The sequence below is a fragment of the Hydrogenophaga sp. genome (assembly GCF_031426985.1).
GTDB lineage: Bacteria > Pseudomonadota > Gammaproteobacteria > Burkholderiales > Burkholderiaceae_C > Hydrogenophaga.
The window spans coordinates 1-21,132 of the sequence record NZ_JASJOY010000080.1; the positions used below are offsets into that span (position 1 = coordinate 1).

The following is a 21,132-nucleotide window of genomic DNA, read 5'->3' on the forward strand; positions in this document are numbered from 1 at the left end:
GCACAGGGTGCGCACCAGGCGCTGCGCCAGCACGCCCAGCACGGTGGCGTTGATGAGGTAGGGCGGGATGCCCAGCTCCATCAGGCGCATGACGGCGCTGGGCGCGTCGTTGGTGTGCAGCGTGGTGAAGACCAGGTGGCCGGTCAGCGCGGCCTGCACCGCCATCTCGGCGGTGGCCAGGTCGCGCACCTCGCCGACCATGATGATGTCCGGGTCCTGCCGCATCAGCGCGCGCAGGCCCTGGGCGAAGTCCAGGTCCAGGTGGGGTTGCACCTGGGTCTGGTTGAAGGCGGGCTCGATCATCTCGATCGGGTCCTCGACCGTGCTGACGTTCACCTCTTCGGTGGCCAGGCGCTTGAGCGTGGCGTAGAGCGTGGTGGTCTTGCCCGAGCCGGTGGGGCCGGTCACCAGGACGATGCCGTGCGGGCGGCGGGTCAGGTCTTCCCAGCGCTGCGCGTCGTGCGGCGCAAAGCCCAGCGCGGTCAGGTCTTTGACCGTCGAGTCCGGGTCGAAGATGCGCATGACCAGTTTCTCGCCAAAGGCGGTGGGCAGGGTCGAGAGGCGCATTTCCACCTCTTCGCCGCGCTCGGCGCCGCGGCCCGGGCGCAAGGTCTTGATGCGGCCGTCCTGCGGGCGGCGCTTTTCCACCACGTCCATGCGGCCCAGCAGCTTGATGCGCGCGGTCATGGCGCTCATCACGCCCATGGGCATCTGGTAAACCGGGTGGAGCACGCCGTCGATGCGGAAACGGATCACACCCTGTTCGCGCCGCGGCTCCAGGTGGATGTCGCTGGCGCGCTGGTCGAATGCGTATTGCCACAGCCAGTCCACCACCTGCACCACGCCCTGGTCGTTGGCGTCCAGCTGCTTGTTGCTCTTGCCCAGTTCCACCAGCTGTTCGAAGCTGGCCATGGCGTTCTGGCCGCCGCTCTTGCTGGCCGCGCGCACCGACTTGGCCAGCGCAAAAAACTCGGCCGTGTAGCGCTTGATCTCGCCCGGACTGGCCAGCGCCAGGCGCACGCGGCGGCGGCTCTGGCGTTCCACCTCGGGCACCCAGTCGCGGATGAAGGGCTCTGCCGTGGCCACCACCACCTCGGCCGGCCCCACCAGCACCGGCAGCACGTGGTGGCGCTCGGCGTAAGCCGCGCTCATCACGTCGGCCACCTTGGCCACGTCCACCTTCAGCGGGTCGATGCGCACGTAGTCCAGCCCGCAGCGCGGCGCCAGCCATTGCGCCAGCGCTTCCACGTCCAGCAGCGTGCCGTCGGTGCGCGCCACGCCCACCACGGCCAGCCGCTCCAGCGGGTGCAGTGTGCTCTGTGCACTGGCACAGCGCGCCACGGTGCGGGCCGCCTCGTCAGCGCTGATGACACCGTCCTCGCGCAACCAGCCCACCAGCACGCGCCAGTCGATCGGGCCGTTCTGGGTGGCAGGGGCGTGGGGTTTCACAGGCGTTTTCATGGACGTCGCGCGCTCACTCAATGAGCGGGTTTGAAGATCTTGAGCCACTTCACGGCGGGCAGCCCCCAGCGCGACTGGATCTCTTCGGCCCGCGCCAGCAGCTGCATGCGCGTGGGCCGCTCGGCCGTGCGCTGCGCCAGCACGATGGTGTTGCCCTCGCGCGTGGGCTTGAAGGCCCAGACCGCGTCGTCGCCAAACGCGGCGCAGATGCTCTGCAGCGAACGCTCGTAACTCGCGTCGCGGCCGAACAGGTTCACCGTCATCACGCCCTCGTCGCTCAGCACCGATCGGCAGTCGGCGTAAAAGTCGGGGCTGTCGAGCACGGGCGCGGCGGCCTCGTGGTCGTACAAATCCACCTGCAGCGCGTCGATCTGGCCGGTGTAGGCCGGGTTGCGGATTTCTTCACCCGCATCGGCCAGCACCACGCGCAGGCGCGGCCCGTCGTCCGGCAGCTTGAACCACTGGCGGCACACCGCCAGCACCTGGGGGTTGATCTCGATGGTGGTGGTGTCCATGCGCAGCTTCTTGAAGTGGAACTTCGTCAGCGCGGCCGAGCCCAGGCCCAGCTGCAGCGCGCGGCGCTTGGGCACGGTGTCGGGCTCGACGAACAGCAACCAGGCCACCATGCGCTGGACGTAATCGAGCTCGATGTCGAACGGCGCGTCCAGCAGCATGGAGCCCTGGATCCATTCGGTGCCCAGGTGCAGGAAACGCACCTCGCTGTCTTCGGAGATCGTCACATCCGGCAGGGTCTGCACCCCGGTGCGGCGGCGGGCGGCGGCGTTGGCGCCGGCCTTCATGCGCGGCCTCCGATGGTGGCGTCAGAAAGCCACAGTGCAGCGCACAATGACACGGCTGCCGGCAAGGTGGCGGGCCCGGTGTCATCACCGGGGCATGAAGCGGGGGAATACTGCGTCGAGAGCATCTGAACCTTTGAAAGGAACAATTATGAACATGGAAGTTGTCTGGAATTTCCTGAGCACCCAGGGCGCGGACTTCGGTCTGAAGATCTTGGGCGCGATCGCGGCCTGGATCATCGGCCGCTGGCTCATCGGCCTGGCGGTGCGGCTGATTGCTGCGGGCCTGGAAAAGGGCAAGAAGCTCGACGCCACGCTGATCCACTACCTCAAGTCCATCATCTCGGTCATGCTGACGCTGATCCTGGTGCTGGCCATCTTGGACATCTTCGGCATCAAGACCACGTCCTTCGCGGCCCTGCTGGCCGGCGCGGGTCTGGCCATCGGCGCGGCCTGGAGCGGCATGCTGGGCAACTTCGCGGCCGGCCTGTTCCTGCAGGTGCTGCGGCCCTACAAGGTGGGCGACTTCATCAGCGCCGGCGGCACGCTGGGCACGGTCAAGGAACTGGGCCTGTTCGCCACCACCATCCTCACGCCCGACAACGTGATGACCGTGGTGGGCAACAACAAGGTGTTCGGCGACAACATCCAGAACTTCAGCACCGAGCCGTTCCGCCGCGTGGACTGCGTGGCCAAGGTGGCCAACAGCGTGGACGTGCAGGACGCCATCGCCCGCCTGCGCCCGGCCATCGCCGCCATCGCCAACGTGAAGGACGCCCCGGCGCCGGACATCGAGATCCTGCAGTTCACGCCCGAAGGCCCGCTGCTGTGTGTGCGCCCCTACACACACACCGACCACTACTGGCAGGTCTACTTCGACACGCACAAGGCCATCGTGGCCACTTTCGGTGCGGCGGGTTACCCCGTTCCCGAGACCCCCATGGCCCATCGCACGGTAGGCTGAGTCTCAACCGTTGATTGAAAGCCGCCCGGTGTTCGCGCCGGGCGGCTTTGTCTTTTTGTATGGCCGTTGCGGGCCAATACCTCGCGGGGACGCGGTCGCCGCGCGGCCGACTCCGCGAATGTCCCCCGGGCCGTTCCGGCCCTCCTCCTTTATTTCGCTGCGTCGGCCACCCGACGCCCGCGTCCTGCACGCAACCCTGACACACGACTAACCACATCGGTGGGCGGCATCGGGGTGTGCTGCAGAGCGAAATAAAGGATCCGGCGCCGGGCCGCCCCAAGCCGGATCAGCCCCCATGGGGGGCAGCGACCCGCACAGCGGTGGAGCGTGGGGGCAACATATCTGAGGCGGCGCAGCCGCCGGGGGACATTCGCGGCGCAGCGCACCCCGGCGTCGCCAACTCGCGAGGTCTAAGCCAGCCCATGCAGCCGGAAGACCTCGCCCCACGCCGCCAGCTTGCGCTCGAACGACCAGCTGGCGTTCGCCGGGCTGGTGGATGGCAGCTGGTGCACCGGCAAGCCCAGCGCCCGCATGTGCTTGGCGTGGCGGAAACTTTCGCCCCCGTTGTGCGCGACTGCCCTCAAGCGAGGACACTGCTGCTGCAACCAGGCGAAATCATTGAGTTCGGCGTGGCGGATGGCGGTGTCCAGGCTGCCTTCGCGTTCGCAGGCGCCGTACACGTCCCAGATGCCCAGGCCGTGCGCGCGCACCGCGTCGAGGCGCTGCTCGTAAGACAAGGCCATCAGGTCCACGGACCACAGCGCACCGAGGATCTTCCAGAACTGGTTCTGCGGGTGGCCGTAATAGCGCTGCGCGCGCAGCGAGGCCACGCCCGGGAAACTGCCCAGCACCAGCAGCCGCGTGTCCGGCGCCATCACCGGTGGCAGACCCACCAGCCGGGTCATGCGGGCAGCAGCGCCGCCAGCCGCGGCAGCACGCGTTGTGCGTTGGCGGTGGTCGCCGTGGCGAGCGCCTCGGCGGTCATGCCGCGCAAGCCGGCGATCACCGCGCCGATGCGCGGCAGCTCGGCCGGCGTGTTCAACCCCTGCGGCTGGCCGGCCGCGCGCTCGGCGGCCGTGGCGTACAGCCAGTGCGGCGGGATGTCGGGCGCATCGGTTTCCAGCACCAGGGCCGGCAGCGGCAAGGCCGTCGCCAGTTGCCGCAGCTTCAAGGCGGCCTCAAAAGTCACCGCGCCGCCGAAACCGAGCGAAAAGCCCAGGTCCAGAAAGGCCTGCGCCTGCTGCGCGCTGCCGTTGAACGCGTGCGCAATGCCTCCACCGGTGGGCAGCTCGCGCAGGTGCCTGAGCAAGGTGTCGGCGCTCTTGCGCACGTGCAGGATCACCGGCAGGCCGTGCTGCCGCGCCAGCCGCAGCTGCGCGCGGTAGAAGCGTTCCTGCCGCTCGCGCATGGCGGGTGTGCACAGCGCGGGCACAAAAAAGTCCAGCCCGATCTCGCCCACCGCCACCAGGCGCGGGTCGCCGTGGTGCGCGGTCAGCGCGGCGTCCAGTGCATCGAGGTCTTCGTCGCGGGCCTGCGGCACGTACAGCGGGTGGATGCCCAGCGCGTAGGCATCGCCGGTGCGGTGGGCCAGCAGGCGCACCGTGTCCAGGTTCTGCCGCATCACCGCCGGGATCACGCACAGCCCCACGCCCCGTTCGCGCGCCAGCGCCCGGGCGCTCAGGGCCAGGGCGTGGTCAACGCCGAACTCGGGGGCGTCCAGGTGCGCGTGGGTGTCGATCCACATGGCCGGACCGTATCAGGTCGGTTGTTCACCGCCCGGCGCACGCGCCCCAGACCAGGGCACCCGTGGAACCGGCTTCGCCGGGCCACAGGGTGCGTCCCCCTCGAAGCGCCGCAGGCGCGCCACAGAGGGGGCTGAGGACCGTGGCTCCCAAGCCTGCCTGCGCAGGCTTGGACGGGACGAAGAGGCATCGCCTCTGGCGGTGACGCGGCCTGCAAGGCGCGCGCAGCGGCGCAGGGGGTGCTTCACGTCAGCACGCCGGTGGTCAGGCGCAGCACGCGGCCGCAGCGGGCGGCCAGCGCTTCGTCGTGGGTGACGACCACAAAGGCCGTGCCCTGGTGGCGCGCCAGCTGCATCATGAGCTCGAACACGCCGTCGGCGGTGGCACGGTCGAGGTTGCCGGTGGGCTCGTCGGCCAGCACGCAGGCCGGCTGCGCGACCAGCGCGCGCGCGATCGCCACGCGCTGGCGCTCGCCCCCGGAGAGCTCGGCCGGCCGGTGCGCCAGGCGCTCCGACAGCCCCACCCGCGCGAGGATGTTCGCCGCCTGCGCCGCCGCCGCCGGGCGCGCCATGCGGCGGATCCACAGCGGCATGGCCACGTTGTCGCGTGCGCTGAATTCGGGCAGCAGGTGGTGGAACTGGTAGACAAAACCCAGGTGCTGGTTGCGCAGCACACCCTGCTGCGCGGCGCTCAGCCCGGCCAGGTTCTGCCCCATGAGCTGCACGCTGCCCGAGGTGGGCGCGTCCAGCCCGCCCAGCAGGTGCAGCAGCGTGCTCTTGCCGGAACCCGAGGCGCCGACGATGGCCACGGTTTCGCCTCTGCGCACCGTCAGATCCACGCCCTGCAGCACGGTCACGTCCAGCCGGCCCTCGGTGAAGCGCTTGGTCAGGCCTTGCGCCTGGAGAACGACGTCACTCATAACGCAATGCCTCTGCGGGATTGACGCGGCTCGCGCGCCAGCTCGGGTAGATGGTGGCCACAAAGGCCAGCACCAGCGAGATCAGCCCCACGGGCACGATGTCGCCCTGCTGCGGGTCGCTGGGCATGCGGCTGATGAGGTACACGTCCTGTGGCAGGAAGCTCGCGCCCAGCAGGCGTTCGAGTGCGGGCACCAGGGTGTCGATGTTGAACGCCACGCCCAGGCCCAGCAGCAGGCCGGCGCCGGTGCCGATGATGCCCACCATGGCGCCCTGCACCATGAAGATGCCCATGATGCTGCGCGGGCTCGCGCCCAGCGTGCGCAGGATGGCGATGTCGGCGCGCTTGTCGGTCACCGTCATCACCAGGGTGGACACGAGGTTGAACGCTGCCACCGCCACGATGAGCGTGAGGATGATGAACATCATGCGTTTTTCCAGCTGCACCGCCGCGAACCAGGTGCGGTTCTGGCGCGTCCAGTCGCGCACCAGCAGGCCGGTGTCAAGTTCCGCCGCCAGGGCAATGGCTACTTCCCGCGCCTCGTGCAGGTTCTTGATCTTCACGCGCACGCCCGTCGGGCCCTCGACGCGGAAGATGCGTGCCGCGTCGTCCTGGTGCAGCAGGGCCAGCGCCGAGTCGTATTCGAAGTGGCCCGAATCGAAGGTACCCACCACCGTCATCTGGCGGATGCGGGGCACCACGCCGGCCGGCGTGACCTGGCCGCTGGGCGCGATCAGGGTCACCACATCGCCCACACCCACGCCCAGGCTGCGTGCGAGCTCACCGCCCAGGATGACGCCGAACGCGCCGGGCACCAGGCGCGGCAGCACGGTTTTCGACAGGTCGGCCGCGAGGTCGGTGACCGAGGGCTCCAGCGCCGGGTCGATGCCGCGCACCAGCGTGCCCTTCATGTCCTCGCCGCGCGCCAACAGCGCCTGCGCGCCCACGAAGGGCGCGGCGCCCAGCACCTCGGGGTTGCTCTTGATCGTCGCCAGCGTCGCGTCCAGGTTGGGGATGGCCTGGCCACCGGGCTCGAAGACTTCGATGTGCGAGAGCACGCCCAGCATGCGGTCGCGCACCTCCTTCTGGAAGCCGTTCATCACCGACAGCACGATGATCAGCGCGGCCACGCCCAGCGCGATGCCCAGCATGGACACGCCCGAGATGAAGGAGATGAAGCCGTTGCGCCGCGTGGCGCGGCCAGCGCGCGTGTAGCGCCAGCCGAGAATGAGTTCGTAGGGGGTCTGCATGGGTCCGGAGGCTTTGGGGGATTGTGGCATCCCCGACAATCGCCCCACCGCTTCACGCCCACCCCGCCCACCCGTGTCCACCCAGCTGCTGATCCCCTTTGCCGCCGCCAGCGCGCCCGAATGCCAGGCCCTGCTGTCCGGCCTGGCCCTGCCGAACCTGCCGAACCTGCAGGCCCTGCTGCCACGGCTGGCCGAACAGCCCGCCGACCGCGACGACGACCACAGCCTGAGCCCGCCGCACGAGCGCGCCCTGGCCCGCGCGCTGGGCCTGCCGGTGGCCGACGGCGGCATCCCCTGGGCGGCGGCGCAGAGCGACGCGCCCACCGCGCCCCAGGCCTGGTTCAGCCTCTGCCACTACCAGGTGGCCACCGGCCAAGTGAACCTGCTGCCCGGCGCCCAGCTGGGGCTGGACGCCGCCGATTCGCGCGCGCTGTTCGATGCTTTCGCGCCGCTGTGCGCCGAAGACGGCATCACCCTGCGCTGGGACAGCGCGACCGAATGGCACGCCAGCGGCGAGCCGCTGCGCGGCATCGCCTGCGCCAGCCTGGACCGCGTGAGCGGCCGCCAGGTGGGCGACTGGATGCCCCCCAGCCCCGCCAACCCCACCGGCGCCCGCCTGCTGCAGCGCCTGCAGAGCGAAGCGCAGATGCTGTTCTACAGCCACCCGGTGCACGACGCCCGCGCCGCGCAGGGGCAGCTCGCGGTCAACGGCTTCTGGGTGCACGGCGCGGGCGCGCTGGACGCAGCGCCCACCCTGCAGGCACCCCCCGCCATGCCCGACGGCCTGCGCCAGGCCGCCCTGCGCGGCGACTGGCCGGCGTGGACCACGGCCTGGCAGGCGCTGGACCGCACCGACATCGCAGCACTGCTGGCCGCCGCACAGCGCGGCGAGTCCGTCACGCTCACCCTCTGCGGCGAACGCCACGCCCGCACCTGGACCACCGCCCCCGCCAGCGCCTTCGCGCGGCTGGGCCGTTCGATCAAGAGTCTGTTCGGCACCGCGCCGATCGGCGACACCCTGAAAGACCTATGAAGATCATCACCCGCGACGTGCCGCCGCGCGCCGCCTGGGCGCTGGAACAGGCCGGCCTGCACCCGCTGCTGGCCCGCCTGTTCGCCGCCCGCGGCATCACCGCCAAAGAACAGCTGGACGACGCACTCGCCCTGCTGATCCCACCCGCGCAGATGAAAGGCGCACAAGAGGCCGCGCAGCTGCTGGCCAACGCCATGGCCGCCGGCCAGCGCATCTGCATCGTGGCCGATTACGACTGCGACGGCGCCACCGCCTGCGCCGTGGGCGTGCGCGGCCTCAAGCTGCTGGGCGCGCCGCTGGGCTGGGACAAGGTCGAGTTCCTGGTGCCCGACCGCGTGACCGACGGCTACGGTCTCACGCCGTCCATCGCGCAGCGCGTGAAGCAGCGCGGCGCCGACTGGCTGGTCACGGTGGACAACGGCATCGCCAGCGTGGCCGGCGTGCGCGCCGCGCGGGAAGCCGGCCTGAACGTGCTGGTGACCGACCACCACCTGCCCGCGGTCATCGACGGTGCGGTGGTGCTGCCGCAGGACTGCACCATCGTCAACCCCAACCAGCCCGGCTGCGGCTTCGAGAGCAAGAGCATCGCCGGTGTGGGGGTGATGTTCTACGTGCTGCTGGCGCTGCGCGCCGAACTGCGCGAGCGCGGGGTGTTCGACGCCAAGACACAACCGAAGATAGACAGCTTGCTGCCGCTGGTGGCCCTGGGCACGGTGGCCGACGTGGTGAAGCTCGACGCCAACAACCGCCGCCTGGTGGCGCAGGGCCTCAAGCGCGTGCGCGCCGGCGCCATGCCGCCCGGCATGGCCGCGCTGTTCGCCGTGGCCGCGCGCCAGCCCGCCAAGGCCAGCGCCTTCGACTTCGGCTTTGCCCTCGGCCCGCGCCTGAACGCGGCCGGTCGCCTGGCCGACATGACGCTGGGCATCGAATGCCTGCTGACCGACGACGCCGGCCGGGCCGACGAACTGGCGCGCACGCTGGACGGCATCAACCGCGAGCGCAAGACCATCGAAGGGGAAATGCGCGAGCAGGCGCTGATGATCGTGGAGGAGCTGTTCGACGAATCGGAAGAACCGCCGCCGGCCATCACCGTGTTCGACCCCGACTTCCACGAAGGCGTGGTTGGCATCGTGGCCTCGCGCCTCAAAGACAAGCTGCACCGCCCGACCTTCGTGTTCGCGGCCAGTGGCGCCGAGGGCAAGGAACACGAACTCAAGGGCTCGGGCCGCTCCATCCCGGGCTTCCACCTGCGCGACGCGCTGGACCTGGTGGCCAAGCGCCACCCCGGCGTGCTGCTGCGCTTCGGCGGCCACGCCATGGCGGCCGGCTGCACCATCGGCGAGGAGCACATCGACACCTTCGAGCAGGCCTTTGCCCAGGTCGCCCACGAATGGCTGGACGCCGCCACGCTGCAGCGCCGGCTGGAAGCCGACGGCGCACTGGACAAGCAATACCGCCGCGCCGACCTGGTGGACACGCTGCACGCCGAGGTGTGGGGCCAGGGCTTTGCGCCGCCGGTGTTCTGCGAAGAGGTGCAGGTGCTCAGCCAGCGACTGGTGGGCGAGAAGCACCTGTCGCTCAAGCTCAAGCACCAGGGCGAGCCGGTGGACGGCATCTGGTTCGGCCACACCGAGCCGCTGCCATCCACGGTGAAGATCGCGTTCCGGCTCGATGCCGATGAATGGCAAGGTCAGCGACGGGTGCGCTTTTTGATTGAGGCAGCAGAGGTCTGAAGAAGACCTTTCATTCGAGCATTTTGGCGAAGCTGGTCGGTACAGGGCACACCGTTCCGCTCATGTCCCCCGAACCCGGCTGCGCCGGGTTCTCCTCCTTGACTTCGTTGCACAGCACGCCCTGCGCCGACCAGCGAGAGGTGGTTTTGCGCTCCTCCGTTTGGCGCGCCAGGAGGGCGTCGGTGATCGGGGTGACCGGCGCAGCGAAATAAAGGAGGAGCCAGGGGCGCAGCCCCTGGCGGGGGACATTCGCGGAGCCGGTTACCCCGGTCGCCGGCGACCGGCGCCACCAGAGCAAACTCAGCCGATCAGGGCTTCCCGAACCGCGGCCAACTGACGGCGAGAGACGGACAGCCGCTCGTCCACCCCATCGAGCCGCACCGTCCAGCCTTCGCCCTCGATGGGATCGTTGTGCTTTTCGACCGCGCGCACGCAGCGGCGCGCCACCAGCGCGTTGCGGTGCACGCGCACGAACAGGTGGGCGTATTTCTGCTCCAGGTCGCTGAGCGCGCCGTCGTAGATGTGTTCTTTCTCGGCCGTGCGCACGGTGATGTACTTGAGCTCGGCCTTGAGGTAGATGATGTCCGCCAGCGCCACGCGCTCGCTGCGCCCGCGCTCCTGGATGATCAGCGCCTCGCCCAGGCCTTGCACCTCGGGCATGCCGCCCTCGGCCGCGCTGAGCGCGCGCTGCACCTTCTGCAGCGCCTGTTGCAGCCGCTCCAGCCGCACCGGCTTGGTCAGGTAGTCGATCGCTTCCAGTTCAAAGGCCTGCACCGCGTGTTCGGCGTGCGCCGTCACGAACACGATGGCCGGCGGCGCGTTGAGTTCGCGCAGCGCGGCGGCCAGGGCGATGCCATCCACCCCCGGCATGTGGATGTCCAGCAGCACCAGGTCGCAGGCGGTGCGCTGGATGCTGTCCATGGCCTGCACCGCGTTGCCCGCCTCGCCCACCACCTCGGTGCGCGGCTCGGTGCAGTCGCCCAGCAGGGTGCGCAGGCGCGACCGCGCCAGCGGCTCATCGTCGACGATCAGAACCTTCAGTGCCATGTCGCGCTCCGTCCCGTTGGATAAAACCAATGTGTACGTTTATACCGGGATTTCCAGCCGAACCTGAAACACGCCATTGACCAGCGCGCTCTGGAAGCGGCATTGCACGTCGTGCAGCAGGTCCAGACGCTGGCGCACGTTGTCCAGCGCCAGCCCGTTGCCCTTGGCCCCGCTGCCGGCCGGCACGGTGTTGGTGACCTTGATCACCACCACGCTGCCCCGGCGCTGCGTGGTGATGCGCACCGTGGCACCGGTCGGGCTGGGCTCCACGCCGTGCTTGACCGCATTTTCAACCAGCGGCTGCAGGATCAAGGGGGGCAATTTCGCCTTGGCCGCGGCCTCGTCCAGGTTCCACTCCACTCGCAGCCGCTCGCCAAAACGCACCTGTTCGATGGCCAGGTAATGCTCGGCCAGCTCCAGCTCCTGCCACAGCGGCCGGGCTTCCTTGGAATCGGCCAGCGCGTGGCGGAACAGTTCGCTCAGGTCCTCCAGCAGGTTCTCGGCCTTGGCCGGCTCTTCGCGCACCAGCGCAATGGCGCTGTTGAGGGTGTTGAACAGAAAGTGCGGCCGGATGCGCGCCTGCAACTCGGTCAACCGCGCCGTGGTGCCCGCCGGCATGCGCGCGCGCATGCGCCACACCAGCGCCGCGACCAGCACGCCCGAGACCAGCGCGCCCGATGCGGTGCTGGCCAGCCAGGGCGCGGGTTGCAGCAGCCCCAGCCACCACAGCATGGCACAACCGTAGGCGCCGGCCAGGGCGCCCAGGCCGATGGCCACGGCCCACTGCGCCTGTTCGGGCAGGCGGTCCAGCGGGCGCTTGAGCAGGCACACCGCCAACAGCCAGACCACCACCGCCGGCTGTGCCGCACCGGTCAGCAGCATGGTCTGCCACAGCCAGGGCATCCAGCCGCTGGTCTCGAACAGCGACGCCACCAGCACGATGGCCTGCACGAACAGCACCGCCCGGAGCACCACACCCACCTGGCAGGTGTCGAACACATACTCCCGGGTACGGTTGAGCTCAGGCATCTGCGACAGCGGCAGCGCGCCCTGCGCATGGGGCAGTTCCTGGAAGCTGGATAAAATTCGCGAGTCTTTCATGGGTCGCACTATAGGCCGCGCGAGCGCCGCCAGACAGGGCTTTTGAAGCCCGCCGCCCCATGCCTAACCGCGGCACGCGCTGCCGCCCCCTCTCACCCCCAGCCGCCGGCACCACCATGTCCACCAACCAACTCGACAAAAAATCGCAAGCCTGGTCCGCCCTGTTTTCGGAGCCCATGAGCGAGCTGGTCAAGCGCTACACCGCCAGCGTCTTCTTCGACAAGCGCCTCTGGCTGGCCGACATCACCGGCAGCCTGGCCCACGCCGACATGCTGGCGGCCCAGAACATCATCGGCACCAGCGACCTGGCCGACATCCAGCGCGGCATGGCGCAGATCCGCGCCGAAATCGAGGCCGGCACGTTCGAGTGGAAGCTGGACCTGGAAGACGTGCACCTGAACATCGAGGCCCGCCTCACCCAGCTGGTAGGTGACGCCGGCAAGCGCCTGCACACCGGCCGCAGCCGCAACGACCAGGTGGCCACCGACGTGCGCCTGTGGCTGCGCGACGAGATCGACCTGATCAGCGACCTGCTCAAGGAACTGCAGGTCGCGCTGGTCGACGTGGCCGAACAGAACGTGGAAGTGATCCTGCCCGGCTTCACCCACCTGCAGGTGGCGCAGCCGGTGAGCTTTGCCCACCACCTGCTGGCCTATGTGGAGATGTTCAGCCGCGACGCCGAACGCATGGCCGACGTGCGCCGCCGCACCAACCGCCTGCCGCTGGGCAGCGCTGCACTGGCCGGCACCACCTACCCGCTGGACCGCGAGCGCGTGGCCGTCACGCTGGGCATGGTCGATGACAAGGGCCTGGCCCAGGTCTGCCAGAACAGCCTGGACGGCGTGAGCGACCGCGACTTCGCCATCGAATTCACCGCCGCTGCCTCGCTGTGCATGGTGCACATCAGCCGTTTCTCTGAAGAGCTGATCCTGTGGATGAGCCAGAACTTCGGCTTCGTGAAGATCGCCGACCGCTTCACCACCGGCTCGTCCATCATGCCGCAGAAGAAAAACCCCGACGTGCCCGAACTCGCGCGTGGCAAGACCGGCCGCGTGGTCGGCCACCTGATGGGCCTGATCACCCTGATGAAGGGTCAGCCCCTGGCCTACAACAAGGACAACCAGGAAGACAAAGAGCCGCTGTTCGACACCGTCGACACGCTCAAGGACACGCTGCGCATCTTCTGCGAGATGGTCGGCGGCCAGCTGAACCCGGCCACCGGCGCCAAGGAAGGCGGCATCACGGTGAATGCTGCGGCCATGGAAGCCGCCGCCAACAAGGGCTACGCCACCGCCACCGACCTGGCCGACTACCTGGTCAAGAAGGGCCTGCCCTTCCGCGACGCACACGAAACCGTGGCGCACGCCGTCAAGGCCGCCACCAGCCACGCCTGCGACCTGTCCGAACTGCCGCTGACCGTGCTGCAAAGCTTCAACGCCTCGATCGAAAAAGACGTGTACGAGTGCCTGAGCCTGCGCGGCAGCCTGAACGCCCGCAACACCCTGGGCGGCACCGCGCCGACGCAGGTGAAGGCCCAGATCGCGCGCCACCGCACGCGACTGGCATGAGGCACCTCATCCTGCTGTTTGTCGTGCTCGCCGCGGGCTACGGCCTGTGGCAGCTCACCCGCCCGCTGATGCGGCCCGAGCAGCTGGGCCTGCTGGCCCGCCACGGCCTGCGGCTGGCGGTGCTGGCCGCCGTGTTGCTGGGCCTGCTCGTCCTGGCTTACTTCGTTCCCTCCACCCGACTGCTCTGACCATGCTCGCCACCCTGCGCCGCCTCACCCTGCCCCTGGCCGCCCTCTCGCTGGCCGCCTGCAGCCAGATCGACACCGGCAACGTGGGTGTGGAGCGCACACTGGGCAAGGTCGGCACCGAGGCGCTGACCCCGGGCGTGTACTTCACCCTGTTCAAGAGCGTGGACGAGTTCACCACCAAGGAAGTGAGCTTCCAGCTGGTGGACATGACGCCCAAGAGCCGCGACAACCTGACCATGAAGGACGTCGACATCGACGTCTACTACAAGACCACGCCGGCCGCCGTGCCCGGCCTGTACGTGAAGTACCAGGGCGACGTGGTGCAGCACAACCAGATCGTGCAGGGCGGCACCAAGGACCTGGTGGTGGCGTTCAGCCGCGTCTCGCGCGAGGCACGCGAAGCTATCTACAAATCGGTCGCCGAACTCGACGCCACCACCATGCACACCAAGCGCACCGAGCTGTCTGAGATGGTCCGCGCGCGGCTGCAGGAGGAGCTGGAGAAGAACGACAAGGGCGCCTTCGTGGTCACGGCCGTCAACGTGCGCAACCTGTTGACCGACCCGGCCATCGAGGCGGCCATCCGCTCGCGCGCCGAGACCGACCAGGCGATCGAGAAAAAGCGCAAGGAAGTGGAGCTGGCCAAGGCCGAAGCCGAGCGCCTGATCGTGCAGGCCCAAGGCGAGGCCCGCGCCAACGAAATCATCAGCGCCTCGCTCACGCCCAGCCTGAAAGAAATCAAGCTGGCCGAACTGCAACGCGACACCGCCCTGGCCCTGGCGAGCAAGCCTGGCAACACCGTGTTGCTCGGCGGTGGCGGCACGCCGCTGGTGAACGTGGGCAAATAAGCGGGGCTACGCCCCGTTCAGCGGCCCGTTCCGGGTGCTGAACGCGCTCAAGAAGCGCCCCACGGTGCCGATGAGAAAGACGTGCCGTCTCGTCTGTTGTGGGCGGCCCTTCACCCATCGGGAGACGCCGCCGTGCCTTATTTCATGATGTTGATCGCCGCCGTCGTAGCGCTCGCCCTGGTCTGGTGGATGGTCCGCCGCTCGGCGGGCAGCGCCGCCCGGCTGCAGCCCGTCGCGGCGGGCAGCCCCCCCGTGGTGACGCAACGCCGCGCCAGCACGACGCCCGCGTCGGCAGCCCCCGCACCGGCACCGGCGCCCGCCGCGGCCCAGCCCCTCCCGACCGAGCTGGCCACCTTCGCCTGGGTGCGCGAAGCCGAACTCGACCCCGAGCGCCGCGACACGCTGCTGGCCGCCATCCGCGGCATTCCGCGCCCGCCGCGCTCCATGCAGCAGCTGCTGTCGCCCGAATTCCTGGCCAATGCCAGCTCAGCCGACCTGAGCGAGCTCGTCATGAGCGAACCGCTGATCGCCGCCAAGGTGCTGGCCACCGTCAACGGCGCCTTCTACGGCCTGCACAAGCCGGTCACCAGCATCGGGCAGGCCGTCACGTTCCTGGGCATCAACACGGTGCGCAGCATCTGCCTGCAATACATGCTGGCCGAAGCCTTCAAGCCCAAGCTGGCCGAAGCCCAGCAGGCCTTTGACCGGATCTGGAAAGCCAGCGCCATCGCCAGCGAAATGGCGGTGCGCCTGGGCAAGGCCCTGCACCTGCCCGACCAGTCGTCGCTGGCCACCCAGGTGGTGCTGGGCTTCGTGGGCCAGCTGGCCACGGCCTCGCTCATCCCGCCGACCGGTCTGGCGCAGTGGCTGGGCCGCGACCGCCTCGAACGCGCCCGCATCGAACAGGAACTGCTGGGCCTGAGTGCCAGCGAAGTCGGCGCGGTGCTGATGACGTCGTGGGCGCTGCCCGAATCGCTGGTGGCCGACGTGGCCGACAGCGGCCGCCTGCTGGTGACCGAGCCCGGCCGCATCGACCCCGCCCGCCTGCCCCGCCTGGCCCTGGCCTATCTGTGCGCCCGCCTGGGCGAACGCCTGGCATTGGGCCAGCTCGCATCGCTGAGCGACTACTACCCGCAGGACGATGCGTCGGTGGACACCCACCACCTGCGTGCCGCCCTCGCCCACCCGGCCCTGGCCGCCAAACTCGACGCCGCGCTGCAAGCCCCCGAACTGCAGGCCGCCGTGCAGCAGATGACCGGCCGCAGCGACGCCTGACGCCCGAAACCGGACGACAACGCGGGCTCAGTCCTGCGTTTCGGGGCCGCTGCCGTACGCGTTCGGGCCTTCACTGGGTTGCACGGTCCAGTAGATCATCACGATCCAGCCCAGCAGCGGGATGAAACCCACCAGCTGCCACCAGCCGCTGCGGCCGATGTCGTGCAGGCGCCGCGAGGCCACAGCCAGGAAGGGCAGCAAGGTGCCCAGCGCGAACAGACCAGAGACCGTGTCGCTGACCATGGCCGTGCCGATCGAGCCCAGCAGCACGAAAAGCGCCCACCACCAATATTCGGACCGCGCAGCACGCCCGCCGAACGTGGCGTACCGGTTGAAACAGCTTTTGATTGCCTCGAAGAAATCCACAGAGCCCTCCCGCTCATCTGTTGTTGATCCGCTGCGGCCGGGGCCGCCGACCCGATCATAGGCGGCGGCAAACCGTGCCCGGCGCCGGTCAGAGCACAATGCGGGGCACCACCCTCTCGCGCCGTGGCAAAGCCAGGGGTCGCTTGACCCACCTCAAGCCCGGCAACCGCATCCCGCTCTAGAGTCGCGCACCATGAACACCACCGCCACGCCCGAAGCCCCCACCGCCGCCCACCCCGCCACCGGTCTGGACTGGACGCCCCGCCTGGCCACCGGCGACGACCGCATGGACGAGACCCACGAGGAATTCGTGGACATGCTCAACCAGCTGCTGGCCACCCCGATCGACCAGCAGCTGCCGCTGTACCGCCAGTTCATCGAGCACACCAAAGAACACTTCGCGCAGGAAGAGCGCTGGATGGTGGCCACCGGTTTCGCGCCCGACAACTGCCACGCCGGCCACCACGCCACCATCATGGAAACGCTGCACGCCGTGGTGGAGCATTACGAGCAAGACGACAAAGAGATCATCAACCGCCTGGCCGAAGCGCTGGTGGAATGGTTCCCGCAGCACGCCGCCAGCATGGACGCCGGCCTGGCCCTGCACATGAAAGAAGTGGGCTTCGATTCGAAGACCGAAACCCTGGCCGACCCCAGCAAGGTGCGCCCCGCCACCATGAGCGGTTGCGGCAGCGTCAGCTGCAGCTGAACGCGCGCACCACCATCGCCTGCGGGCCATGTGCCCGCTTTTGAGGCAAGCCCCAACTTGAAGCGCAACCGCCATCCAGGCTGGTGCGCTTTTTGCTTTTCTCTGGTGCGATTCGCCAGGCAGACCCTGTTTTGGCGCTGATCACGCACCAAAACCAGTTTTTTCTGCACGGAGATTGTTCATGGACGCACTCAAACAGGGCGCTGACGCCTTGTTCATCCTGCTCGGCGGCATCATGGTCCTGGCCATGCACGCCGGGTTTGCCTTTCTGGAACTCGGCACGGTCCGCAAAAAGAACCAGGTCAACGCCCTGGTCAAGATCCTGGTGGACTTCTCGGTCTCCACCATCGCCTACTTTGTGGTCGGCTACAGCGTGGCCTACGGCACGCACTTCTTCATCGGCGCCGACCAGCTGGCCCAGCTGAACGGCTACGCGCTGGTGAAGTTCTTCTTCCTGCTCACCTTTGCCGCCGCCATCCCGGCCATCATCTCCGGCGGCATCGCCGAGCGCGCCAAGTTCTGGCCGCAACTGATCGCCACGGCCGTCATCGTCGGCTTTGTCTACCCCTTCTTCGAGGGCATCGCCTGGAACGGCCATTTCGGCGTGCAGGCCTGGATCGAGGCCACCACCGGCGCCGCGTTCCACGACTTCGCCGGCTCGGTCGTCGTGCACGCCGTCGGCGGCTGGATCGCCCTGCCTGCGGTCATCTTCCTGGGCGCCCGCGCCAACCGCTACCGCAAAGACGGCGGCATCTCGGCCCACCCGCCGTCGAACATCCCCTTCCTCGCGCTGGGCGCCTGGATCCTGATCGTGGGCTGGTTCGGCTTCAACGTCATGAGCGCGCAGACGCTGGACAAAATCTCTGGCCTGGTCGCCGTCAACTCGCTCATGGCCATGGTCGGCGGCACGCTGGCCGCCCTGATCGCCGGCAAAAACGACCCCGGCTTCGTGCACAACGGCCCGCTGGCCGGGCTGGTGGCCGTCTGCGCCGGGTCCGACCTGATGCACCCGCTGGGTGCGCTGGTGGTCGGCATCGTGGCCGGCCTGCTGTTCGTGCAGATGTTCACCCTGACGCAAAACCGCTGGAAGATCGACGACGTGCTGGGCGTCTGGCCGCTGCACGGCCTGTGCGGCACCTGGGGCGGCATCGCGGCCGGCATCTTCGGCCAGCAGGCCTTCGGCGGCCTGGGCGGCGTGAGCTTCGGCGCCCAGCTCATCGGCACCGCCCTGGGCGTGGCCTGGGCCCTGCTGGGCAGCGTGGTGGTCTACGGCGTGCTCAAGGCCACCCTCGGCATCCGCCTGGACCAGGAAGAAGAATACGAAGGCGCCGACCTGACCATCCACAAGATCAGCGCCACGCCGGACCGCGAAGTCAGCTGGTGAGGCCGCGGCGGCCTGCCCGCCCGCCACCACCCAGCCAGGCGCCCCGCGGGGCGCCTTTTTTGTTTTCGCCCGGCCGCGTCAGGCCATCACGTTGACCTGCGTGCCCACCGGCCCGTCGCTGGCCAGCGGCAGCGGCGCCACCACCGCGTTCAGCAGCGCGGCCGAGGCCGTTTCCTGCAGGTCCATGGCCTGCTTGAGCACGCTGATCTGCGCATCCTGCGCGGTCTGGTTCTGCTGCAGCTGCGCCACGCGGTCCACCAGCAAGACGGGCGATACGTCCATGTCCATGGGAAATCCTTCCAGGTTGTGCCGTCTGTATCGACACCCGATGCCGGCGGCTTGAACCCGGCGCGGCCCACCGGCCCGCCGTGGCCCGCCCGGCGGCCTTGGGACACAATGGCCGCAGAGCCATCCACAGCCACCCAACGCCACCCAGGGAGGGAGCCCCATGAACCCGGACGCAGCACCGCGCCCAGCGGCCGCCGCATCGGCGCCGTTCAGCATCCGCGTTGACCGCGCGCTCACGCATCCGCAGGTCATTGCTCTGCTGGAAGAGCACCTCGCCGGCATGCGCGCCGCCTCGCCCCCCGAATGCGTGTTCGCGCTCGACCTCAACGGCCTGCGCCGGCCCGAGGTCACCTTCCTCACCGCCTGGCGCCTGCCGGCCGGGGTCTCAACCGACACGTCGGCCAGCGGCGACGAAGGCGAGCTGGTCGCCATGGGCGCCCTCAAGGAACTGACGCCCACCACCGCCGCCGAAGGTGGCCACGGCGAACTCAAGTCCATGCGCACCAGCACCCGCCACCTGCGCCAGGGCGCCGCACAGGCCATCATGACCGAACTGCTCAAGCTCGCCCACCAGCGCGGGTACGCAAGGGTCAGCCTGGAAACCGGCAGCACGCCACCGTTTGATGCGGCCATTGCGATGTACCGGCGGTTCGGGTTTGTGGACTGCGGGCCGTTTGCGGATTACCGGGAGGATCCGTTCAGTCGGTTCATGGAACTTACAGATATGAAGGCCGGAGACAGAAGATGACAACAGGACCCCACGGAACCATTCAAATAGACAACAAAAAATATACAGGACGAATTGGGATACTCCCGCTTGGACACAGCATCTTTTTTTACCCCGAAAATCGAACCAGTTCTTTCGATTTTAAAATATCGGTTAGACCGATGCCCGCATCCGCCTTGGTTCGCGATTCTAATTTAATGCAGACCGGCTTCTATTATTCAGTTCAGGGCACAGACATTGGTACAATTTCAGAAGGTCCAGCCGGCCACATCAGCTCCATAACTTTTACCCAAACCATTACAGAATTCATTTTAAGCTTGCAATACAAGCGCGACTTTTTGCATATGAACCTATCTGGAAGAACAAGCGATCATTCCTCCCGAATGGAAAGAGATGGCCCTGATGTATCGACAACAGAAATTCAGACATCTTCATCCACATTTGAAGCCGAAATCTTCATTCCACCTGAGTCGATTGCTTCTGCATTGAAGCTTACCGATCAAGAACGATACGATCTTTACGAAAAACTAGAAAAAATCCAATCTCAATAGGAGCAACGAATCAAGGAGCGCGGCATCGAGATTAAATCTTGCCTTTAGCCATCGAGGCAATGTCCGCCTCTCTTGCTGAACTCAGAACCCGGCTTGCTTCAGGACAACAGCGGGGTCAAGGACAACAGCGGGGTCAAGTCTTGCCTTTTGTTCAGCCGGTTTATGACAATGGCACTTGAGCGAACATGAAAAGCAGTGCCGACCATTGCGCGCCAAGAGCAAAAGGCAAAACCTAACCCAACGTCTGCCCCGAGGCTGTGACCCTAAGGCGTGCGACCCTTGATGAAATGGGTAGCCCATAGGCTTCGATTCACGTACATATCGAGAACGAATTTTGAGCAACTATCCGTTTATTCTTATCGTAGTCATGCTTTTACCACTCCTGTTTACTCAGGTAATTATTGTTGTAGTGGTATTGTTTTTGTCTGTGGTAGCACGCAAAGCCCTATTCAATGGGGCATTTGAGTTTCCTCTCGCTATTTTAGTTAAAAGAGCAATTAGCATAGTAGGTGCTGGGTTGTTGATAGCCATCCTTTTTGCCATAGTTACAAAATTCAGTTCGGTTTCTAGCTTTGTTTTTGTGGTGACGTATTTGCTTATGCTGCTTTTTGGAGGGGGCTATCCAATGGATAGCATTGCCGGAAACAATCAAAACCCTTCAAAACATATAAGACAATTTGAAAGGATTGTGCTGTTATTGATGGTGCTCCTTTGCGGCGTAGGCCTTGTCTATCTTCACGCAGATTTTTTAAGTCTTCTGCGCTAGCAGGGCATTCAGAGGGCATCGGGGTCAGGGCATCGGGGTCAGGTCTTGTCTTTTGCCGCTTGCCCCACCCGCTCCCGCAACACCGTCTTCAACACCTTCCCATAGTTGTTCTTGGGCAGCGCCTCGACGAACTCGTAGCGCTTGGGTCGCTTGAAGCGGGCGATCTGGTCCAGGCAGAAGACATCCAGCGTCTTCTCATTGAGCGCCGCCCCCGGCTGCGGCACCACGAAGGCGACCACGATTTCGCCCCACTCGGGGTCGGGCGCGCCGACCACGGCGACTTCGGCCACGCCGGGCGCGTGCAGCAGCACCTCTTCCACTTCGCGCGGGTAGATGTTGCTGCCGCCGCTGATGATCAGGTCCTTGCTGCGGTCCTTGAGGGTGAGGAAGCCGTCGGCGTCGAGCGCGCCCATGTC

The 21,132-nt window shown here is 67.4% G+C and carries 23 protein-coding genes; 12 read left to right on the forward strand and 11 right to left on the reverse strand.

From position 1 onward, the window contains the following. Together RMP09_RS10385 and RMP09_RS10390 are read right to left on the reverse strand one after the other, a co-directional pair. The coding region (locus RMP09_RS10385) for a GspE/PulE family protein (protein ID WP_409559713.1) at positions 1 to 1,461 on the reverse strand (1,461 nt) is incomplete at its 3' end. A 17-nt stretch (positions 1,462 to 1,478) separates the two neighbouring features. Continuing rightward, on the reverse strand, positions 1,479 to 2,261 hold the full coding sequence (locus tag RMP09_RS10390; protein WP_310565908.1) for a spermidine synthase: 783 nt from the start codon (positions 2,259 to 2,261) through the stop codon (positions 1,479 to 1,481). Between the two features lie 148 nt (positions 2,262 to 2,409). On the opposite strand from RMP09_RS10390, the gene RMP09_RS10395 reads away from it, so the two are divergent. Beyond that, complete coding sequence (locus RMP09_RS10395) at positions 2,410 to 3,222, forward strand: mechanosensitive ion channel family protein (protein ID WP_310565909.1); 813 nt, start codon at positions 2,410 to 2,412, stop codon at positions 3,220 to 3,222. A gap of 410 nt (positions 3,223 to 3,632) precedes the next feature. Here the strand turns inward: RMP09_RS10395 and RMP09_RS10400 are convergent, their stop codons facing one another. The 4 genes from RMP09_RS10400 to RMP09_RS10415 form a co-directional block, all read right to left on the reverse strand. Then, positions 3,633 to 4,127, reverse strand: coding sequence for a DNA-deoxyinosine glycosylase (locus tag RMP09_RS10400; RefSeq protein WP_310565910.1), 495 nt, complete (start codon positions 4,125 to 4,127; stop codon positions 3,633 to 3,635). Then, positions 4,124 to 4,966: a TatD family hydrolase gene (locus RMP09_RS10405; protein WP_310565911.1), complete on the reverse strand. Its 843-nt coding sequence runs from the start codon at positions 4,964 to 4,966 to the stop codon at positions 4,124 to 4,126. The genes RMP09_RS10400 and RMP09_RS10405 overlap by 4 nt, the downstream gene beginning before the upstream one ends. A gap of 242 nt (positions 4,967 to 5,208) precedes the next feature. After that, entirely contained in the window at positions 5,209 to 5,883 is a 675-nt protein-coding gene (lolD, locus tag RMP09_RS10410; protein ID WP_310565912.1) for a lipoprotein-releasing ABC transporter ATP-binding protein LolD, read from the reverse strand. Further along, a complete protein-coding gene (locus RMP09_RS10415; RefSeq protein ID WP_310565913.1) occupies positions 5,876 to 7,132 on the reverse strand; it encodes a lipoprotein-releasing ABC transporter permease subunit in 1,257 nt (418 codons plus the stop codon). The genes lolD and RMP09_RS10415 overlap by 8 nt, the downstream gene beginning before the upstream one ends. 73 nt (positions 7,133 to 7,205) lie before the next feature. On the opposite strand from RMP09_RS10415, the gene RMP09_RS10420 reads away from it, so the two are divergent. Both RMP09_RS10420 and recJ read left to right on the forward strand, forming a co-directional pair. Further along, positions 7,206 to 8,165, forward strand: coding sequence for a phosphoglycerate mutase (locus tag RMP09_RS10420; RefSeq protein ID WP_310565914.1), 960 nt, complete (start codon positions 7,206 to 7,208; stop codon positions 8,163 to 8,165). Continuing rightward, positions 8,162 to 9,898: a single-stranded-DNA-specific exonuclease RecJ gene (recJ, locus tag RMP09_RS10425; protein WP_310565915.1), complete on the forward strand. Its 1,737-nt coding sequence runs from the start codon at positions 8,162 to 8,164 to the stop codon at positions 9,896 to 9,898. The genes RMP09_RS10420 and recJ overlap by 4 nt, the downstream gene beginning before the upstream one ends. Before the next feature lie 300 nt (positions 9,899 to 10,198). Here recJ and RMP09_RS10430 read toward each other — a convergent pair whose 3' ends face one another. Both RMP09_RS10430 and RMP09_RS10435 read right to left on the reverse strand, forming a co-directional pair. Then, the gene (locus RMP09_RS10430) at positions 10,199 to 10,945 is read right to left on the reverse strand and encodes a LytTR family DNA-binding domain-containing protein (protein ID WP_310565916.1); all 747 of its coding nucleotides are present in this window, start codon (positions 10,943 to 10,945) and stop codon (positions 10,199 to 10,201) included. A gap of 39 nt (positions 10,946 to 10,984) precedes the next feature. Then, positions 10,985 to 12,046 carry a sensor histidine kinase gene (locus RMP09_RS10435; protein WP_310565917.1) on the reverse strand — a complete coding sequence of 354 codons (1,062 nt, stop codon included), beginning with the start codon at positions 12,044 to 12,046 and terminating at the stop codon, positions 10,985 to 10,987. 116 nt (positions 12,047 to 12,162) lie between these two features. Between RMP09_RS10435 and argH the strand changes: the two genes are divergently transcribed. From argH to RMP09_RS10455, 4 genes are all read left to right on the forward strand, one after another. Further along, on the forward strand, positions 12,163 to 13,614 hold the full coding sequence (gene argH / locus RMP09_RS10440; RefSeq protein WP_310565918.1) for an argininosuccinate lyase: 1,452 nt from the start codon (positions 12,163 to 12,165) through the stop codon (positions 13,612 to 13,614). Beyond that, a complete protein-coding gene (locus RMP09_RS10445) occupies positions 13,611 to 13,802 on the forward strand; it encodes a hypothetical protein (protein WP_310565919.1) in 192 nt (63 codons plus the stop codon). The genes argH and RMP09_RS10445 overlap by 4 nt, the downstream gene beginning before the upstream one ends. Before the next feature lie 2 nt (positions 13,803 to 13,804). Further along, entirely contained in the window at positions 13,805 to 14,650 is an 846-nt protein-coding gene (locus RMP09_RS10450; protein ID WP_310565920.1) for an SPFH domain-containing protein, read from the forward strand. A 132-nt stretch (positions 14,651 to 14,782) separates the two neighbouring features. Next, positions 14,783 to 15,925 carry an HDOD domain-containing protein gene (locus tag RMP09_RS10455; RefSeq protein WP_310565921.1) on the forward strand — a complete coding sequence of 381 codons (1,143 nt, stop codon included), beginning with the start codon at positions 14,783 to 14,785 and terminating at the stop codon, positions 15,923 to 15,925. Positions 15,926 to 15,952: 27 nt separating this feature from the next. On the opposite strand, the gene RMP09_RS10460 is transcribed toward RMP09_RS10455, so the two are convergent. Beyond that, positions 15,953 to 16,291, reverse strand: coding sequence for a DUF805 domain-containing protein (locus RMP09_RS10460; RefSeq protein WP_310565922.1), 339 nt, complete (start codon positions 16,289 to 16,291; stop codon positions 15,953 to 15,955). Positions 16,292 to 16,484: 193 nt separating this feature from the next. On the opposite strand from RMP09_RS10460, the gene RMP09_RS10465 reads away from it, so the two are divergent. Together RMP09_RS10465 and RMP09_RS10470 are read left to right on the forward strand one after the other, a co-directional pair. Next, positions 16,485 to 17,000 carry a hemerythrin domain-containing protein gene (locus RMP09_RS10465; RefSeq protein WP_310565923.1) on the forward strand — a complete coding sequence of 172 codons (516 nt, stop codon included), beginning with the start codon at positions 16,485 to 16,487 and terminating at the stop codon, positions 16,998 to 17,000. A 181-nt stretch (positions 17,001 to 17,181) separates the two neighbouring features. Next, entirely contained in the window at positions 17,182 to 18,384 is a 1,203-nt protein-coding gene (locus RMP09_RS10470; RefSeq protein ID WP_310565924.1) for an ammonium transporter, read from the forward strand. A gap of 78 nt (positions 18,385 to 18,462) precedes the next feature. On the opposite strand, the gene RMP09_RS10475 is transcribed toward RMP09_RS10470, so the two are convergent. Further along, entirely contained in the window at positions 18,463 to 18,672 is a 210-nt protein-coding gene (locus RMP09_RS10475) for a YjfB family protein (protein WP_310565925.1), read from the reverse strand. Between the two features lie 160 nt (positions 18,673 to 18,832). Here RMP09_RS10475 and RMP09_RS10480 point away from each other — a divergent pair, with 160 nt between their 5' ends. From RMP09_RS10480 to RMP09_RS10490, 3 genes are all read left to right on the forward strand, one after another. Further along, a complete protein-coding gene (locus RMP09_RS10480) occupies positions 18,833 to 19,420 on the forward strand; it encodes a GNAT family N-acetyltransferase (RefSeq protein ID WP_310565926.1) in 588 nt (195 codons plus the stop codon). Beyond that, positions 19,417 to 19,950, forward strand: coding sequence for a hypothetical protein (locus tag RMP09_RS10485; RefSeq protein ID WP_310565927.1), 534 nt, complete (start codon positions 19,417 to 19,419; stop codon positions 19,948 to 19,950). Before RMP09_RS10480 ends, RMP09_RS10485 begins: the two co-directional genes overlap by 4 nt. A 334-nt stretch (positions 19,951 to 20,284) precedes the next feature. Next, the gene (locus tag RMP09_RS10490; protein WP_310565928.1) at positions 20,285 to 20,716 is read left to right on the forward strand and encodes a hypothetical protein; all 432 of its coding nucleotides are present in this window, start codon (positions 20,285 to 20,287) and stop codon (positions 20,714 to 20,716) included. Between the two features lie 38 nt (positions 20,717 to 20,754). On the opposite strand, the gene RMP09_RS10495 is transcribed toward RMP09_RS10490, so the two are convergent. Beyond that, a partial coding sequence (locus RMP09_RS10495; protein WP_409559714.1) for an AMP-binding enzyme occupies positions 20,755 to 21,132 on the reverse strand: 378 nt, incomplete at its 5' end.

Excerpts from the sequence above, each read along its gene's own strand:
- RMP09_RS10390 (WP_310565908.1), bottom strand. The coding sequence starts at position 2,261 with ATGAAGGCCGGCGCCAACGCCGCCGCCCGCCGCCGCACCGGGGTGCAG.
- RMP09_RS10395 (WP_310565909.1), top strand. The coding sequence starts at position 2,410 with ATGAACATGGAAGTTGTCTGGAATTTCCTGAGCACCCAGGGCGCGGAC.
- RMP09_RS10400 (WP_310565910.1), bottom strand. The coding sequence starts at position 4,127 with ATGACCCGGCTGGTGGGTCTGCCACCGGTGATGGCGCCGGACACGCGG.
- RMP09_RS10405 (WP_310565911.1), bottom strand. The coding sequence starts at position 4,966 with ATGTGGATCGACACCCACGCGCACCTGGACGCCCCCGAGTTCGGCGTT.
- lolD (WP_310565912.1), bottom strand. The coding sequence starts at position 5,883 with ATGAGTGACGTCGTTCTCCAGGCGCAAGGCCTGACCAAGCGCTTCACC.
- RMP09_RS10415 (WP_310565913.1), bottom strand. The coding sequence starts at position 7,132 with ATGCAGACCCCCTACGAACTCATTCTCGGCTGGCGCTACACGCGCGCT.
- recJ (WP_310565915.1), top strand. The coding sequence starts at position 8,162 with ATGAAGATCATCACCCGCGACGTGCCGCCGCGCGCCGCCTGGGCGCTG.
- RMP09_RS10430 (WP_310565916.1), bottom strand. The coding sequence starts at position 10,945 with ATGGCACTGAAGGTTCTGATCGTCGACGATGAGCCGCTGGCGCGGTCG.
- RMP09_RS10435 (WP_310565917.1), bottom strand. The coding sequence starts at position 12,046 with ATGAAAGACTCGCGAATTTTATCCAGCTTCCAGGAACTGCCCCATGCG.
- argH (WP_310565918.1), top strand. The coding sequence starts at position 12,163 with ATGTCCACCAACCAACTCGACAAAAAATCGCAAGCCTGGTCCGCCCTG.
- RMP09_RS10445 (WP_310565919.1), top strand. The coding sequence starts at position 13,611 with ATGAGGCACCTCATCCTGCTGTTTGTCGTGCTCGCCGCGGGCTACGGC.
- RMP09_RS10450 (WP_310565920.1), top strand. The coding sequence starts at position 13,805 with ATGCTCGCCACCCTGCGCCGCCTCACCCTGCCCCTGGCCGCCCTCTCG.
- RMP09_RS10465 (WP_310565923.1), top strand. The coding sequence starts at position 16,485 with ATGAACACCACCGCCACGCCCGAAGCCCCCACCGCCGCCCACCCCGCC.
- RMP09_RS10470 (WP_310565924.1), top strand. The coding sequence starts at position 17,182 with ATGGACGCACTCAAACAGGGCGCTGACGCCTTGTTCATCCTGCTCGGC.
- RMP09_RS10475 (WP_310565925.1), bottom strand. The coding sequence starts at position 18,672 with ATGGACATGGACGTATCGCCCGTCTTGCTGGTGGACCGCGTGGCGCAG.
- RMP09_RS10480 (WP_310565926.1), top strand. The coding sequence starts at position 18,833 with ATGAACCCGGACGCAGCACCGCGCCCAGCGGCCGCCGCATCGGCGCCG.
- RMP09_RS10485 (WP_310565927.1), top strand. The coding sequence starts at position 19,417 with ATGACAACAGGACCCCACGGAACCATTCAAATAGACAACAAAAAATAT.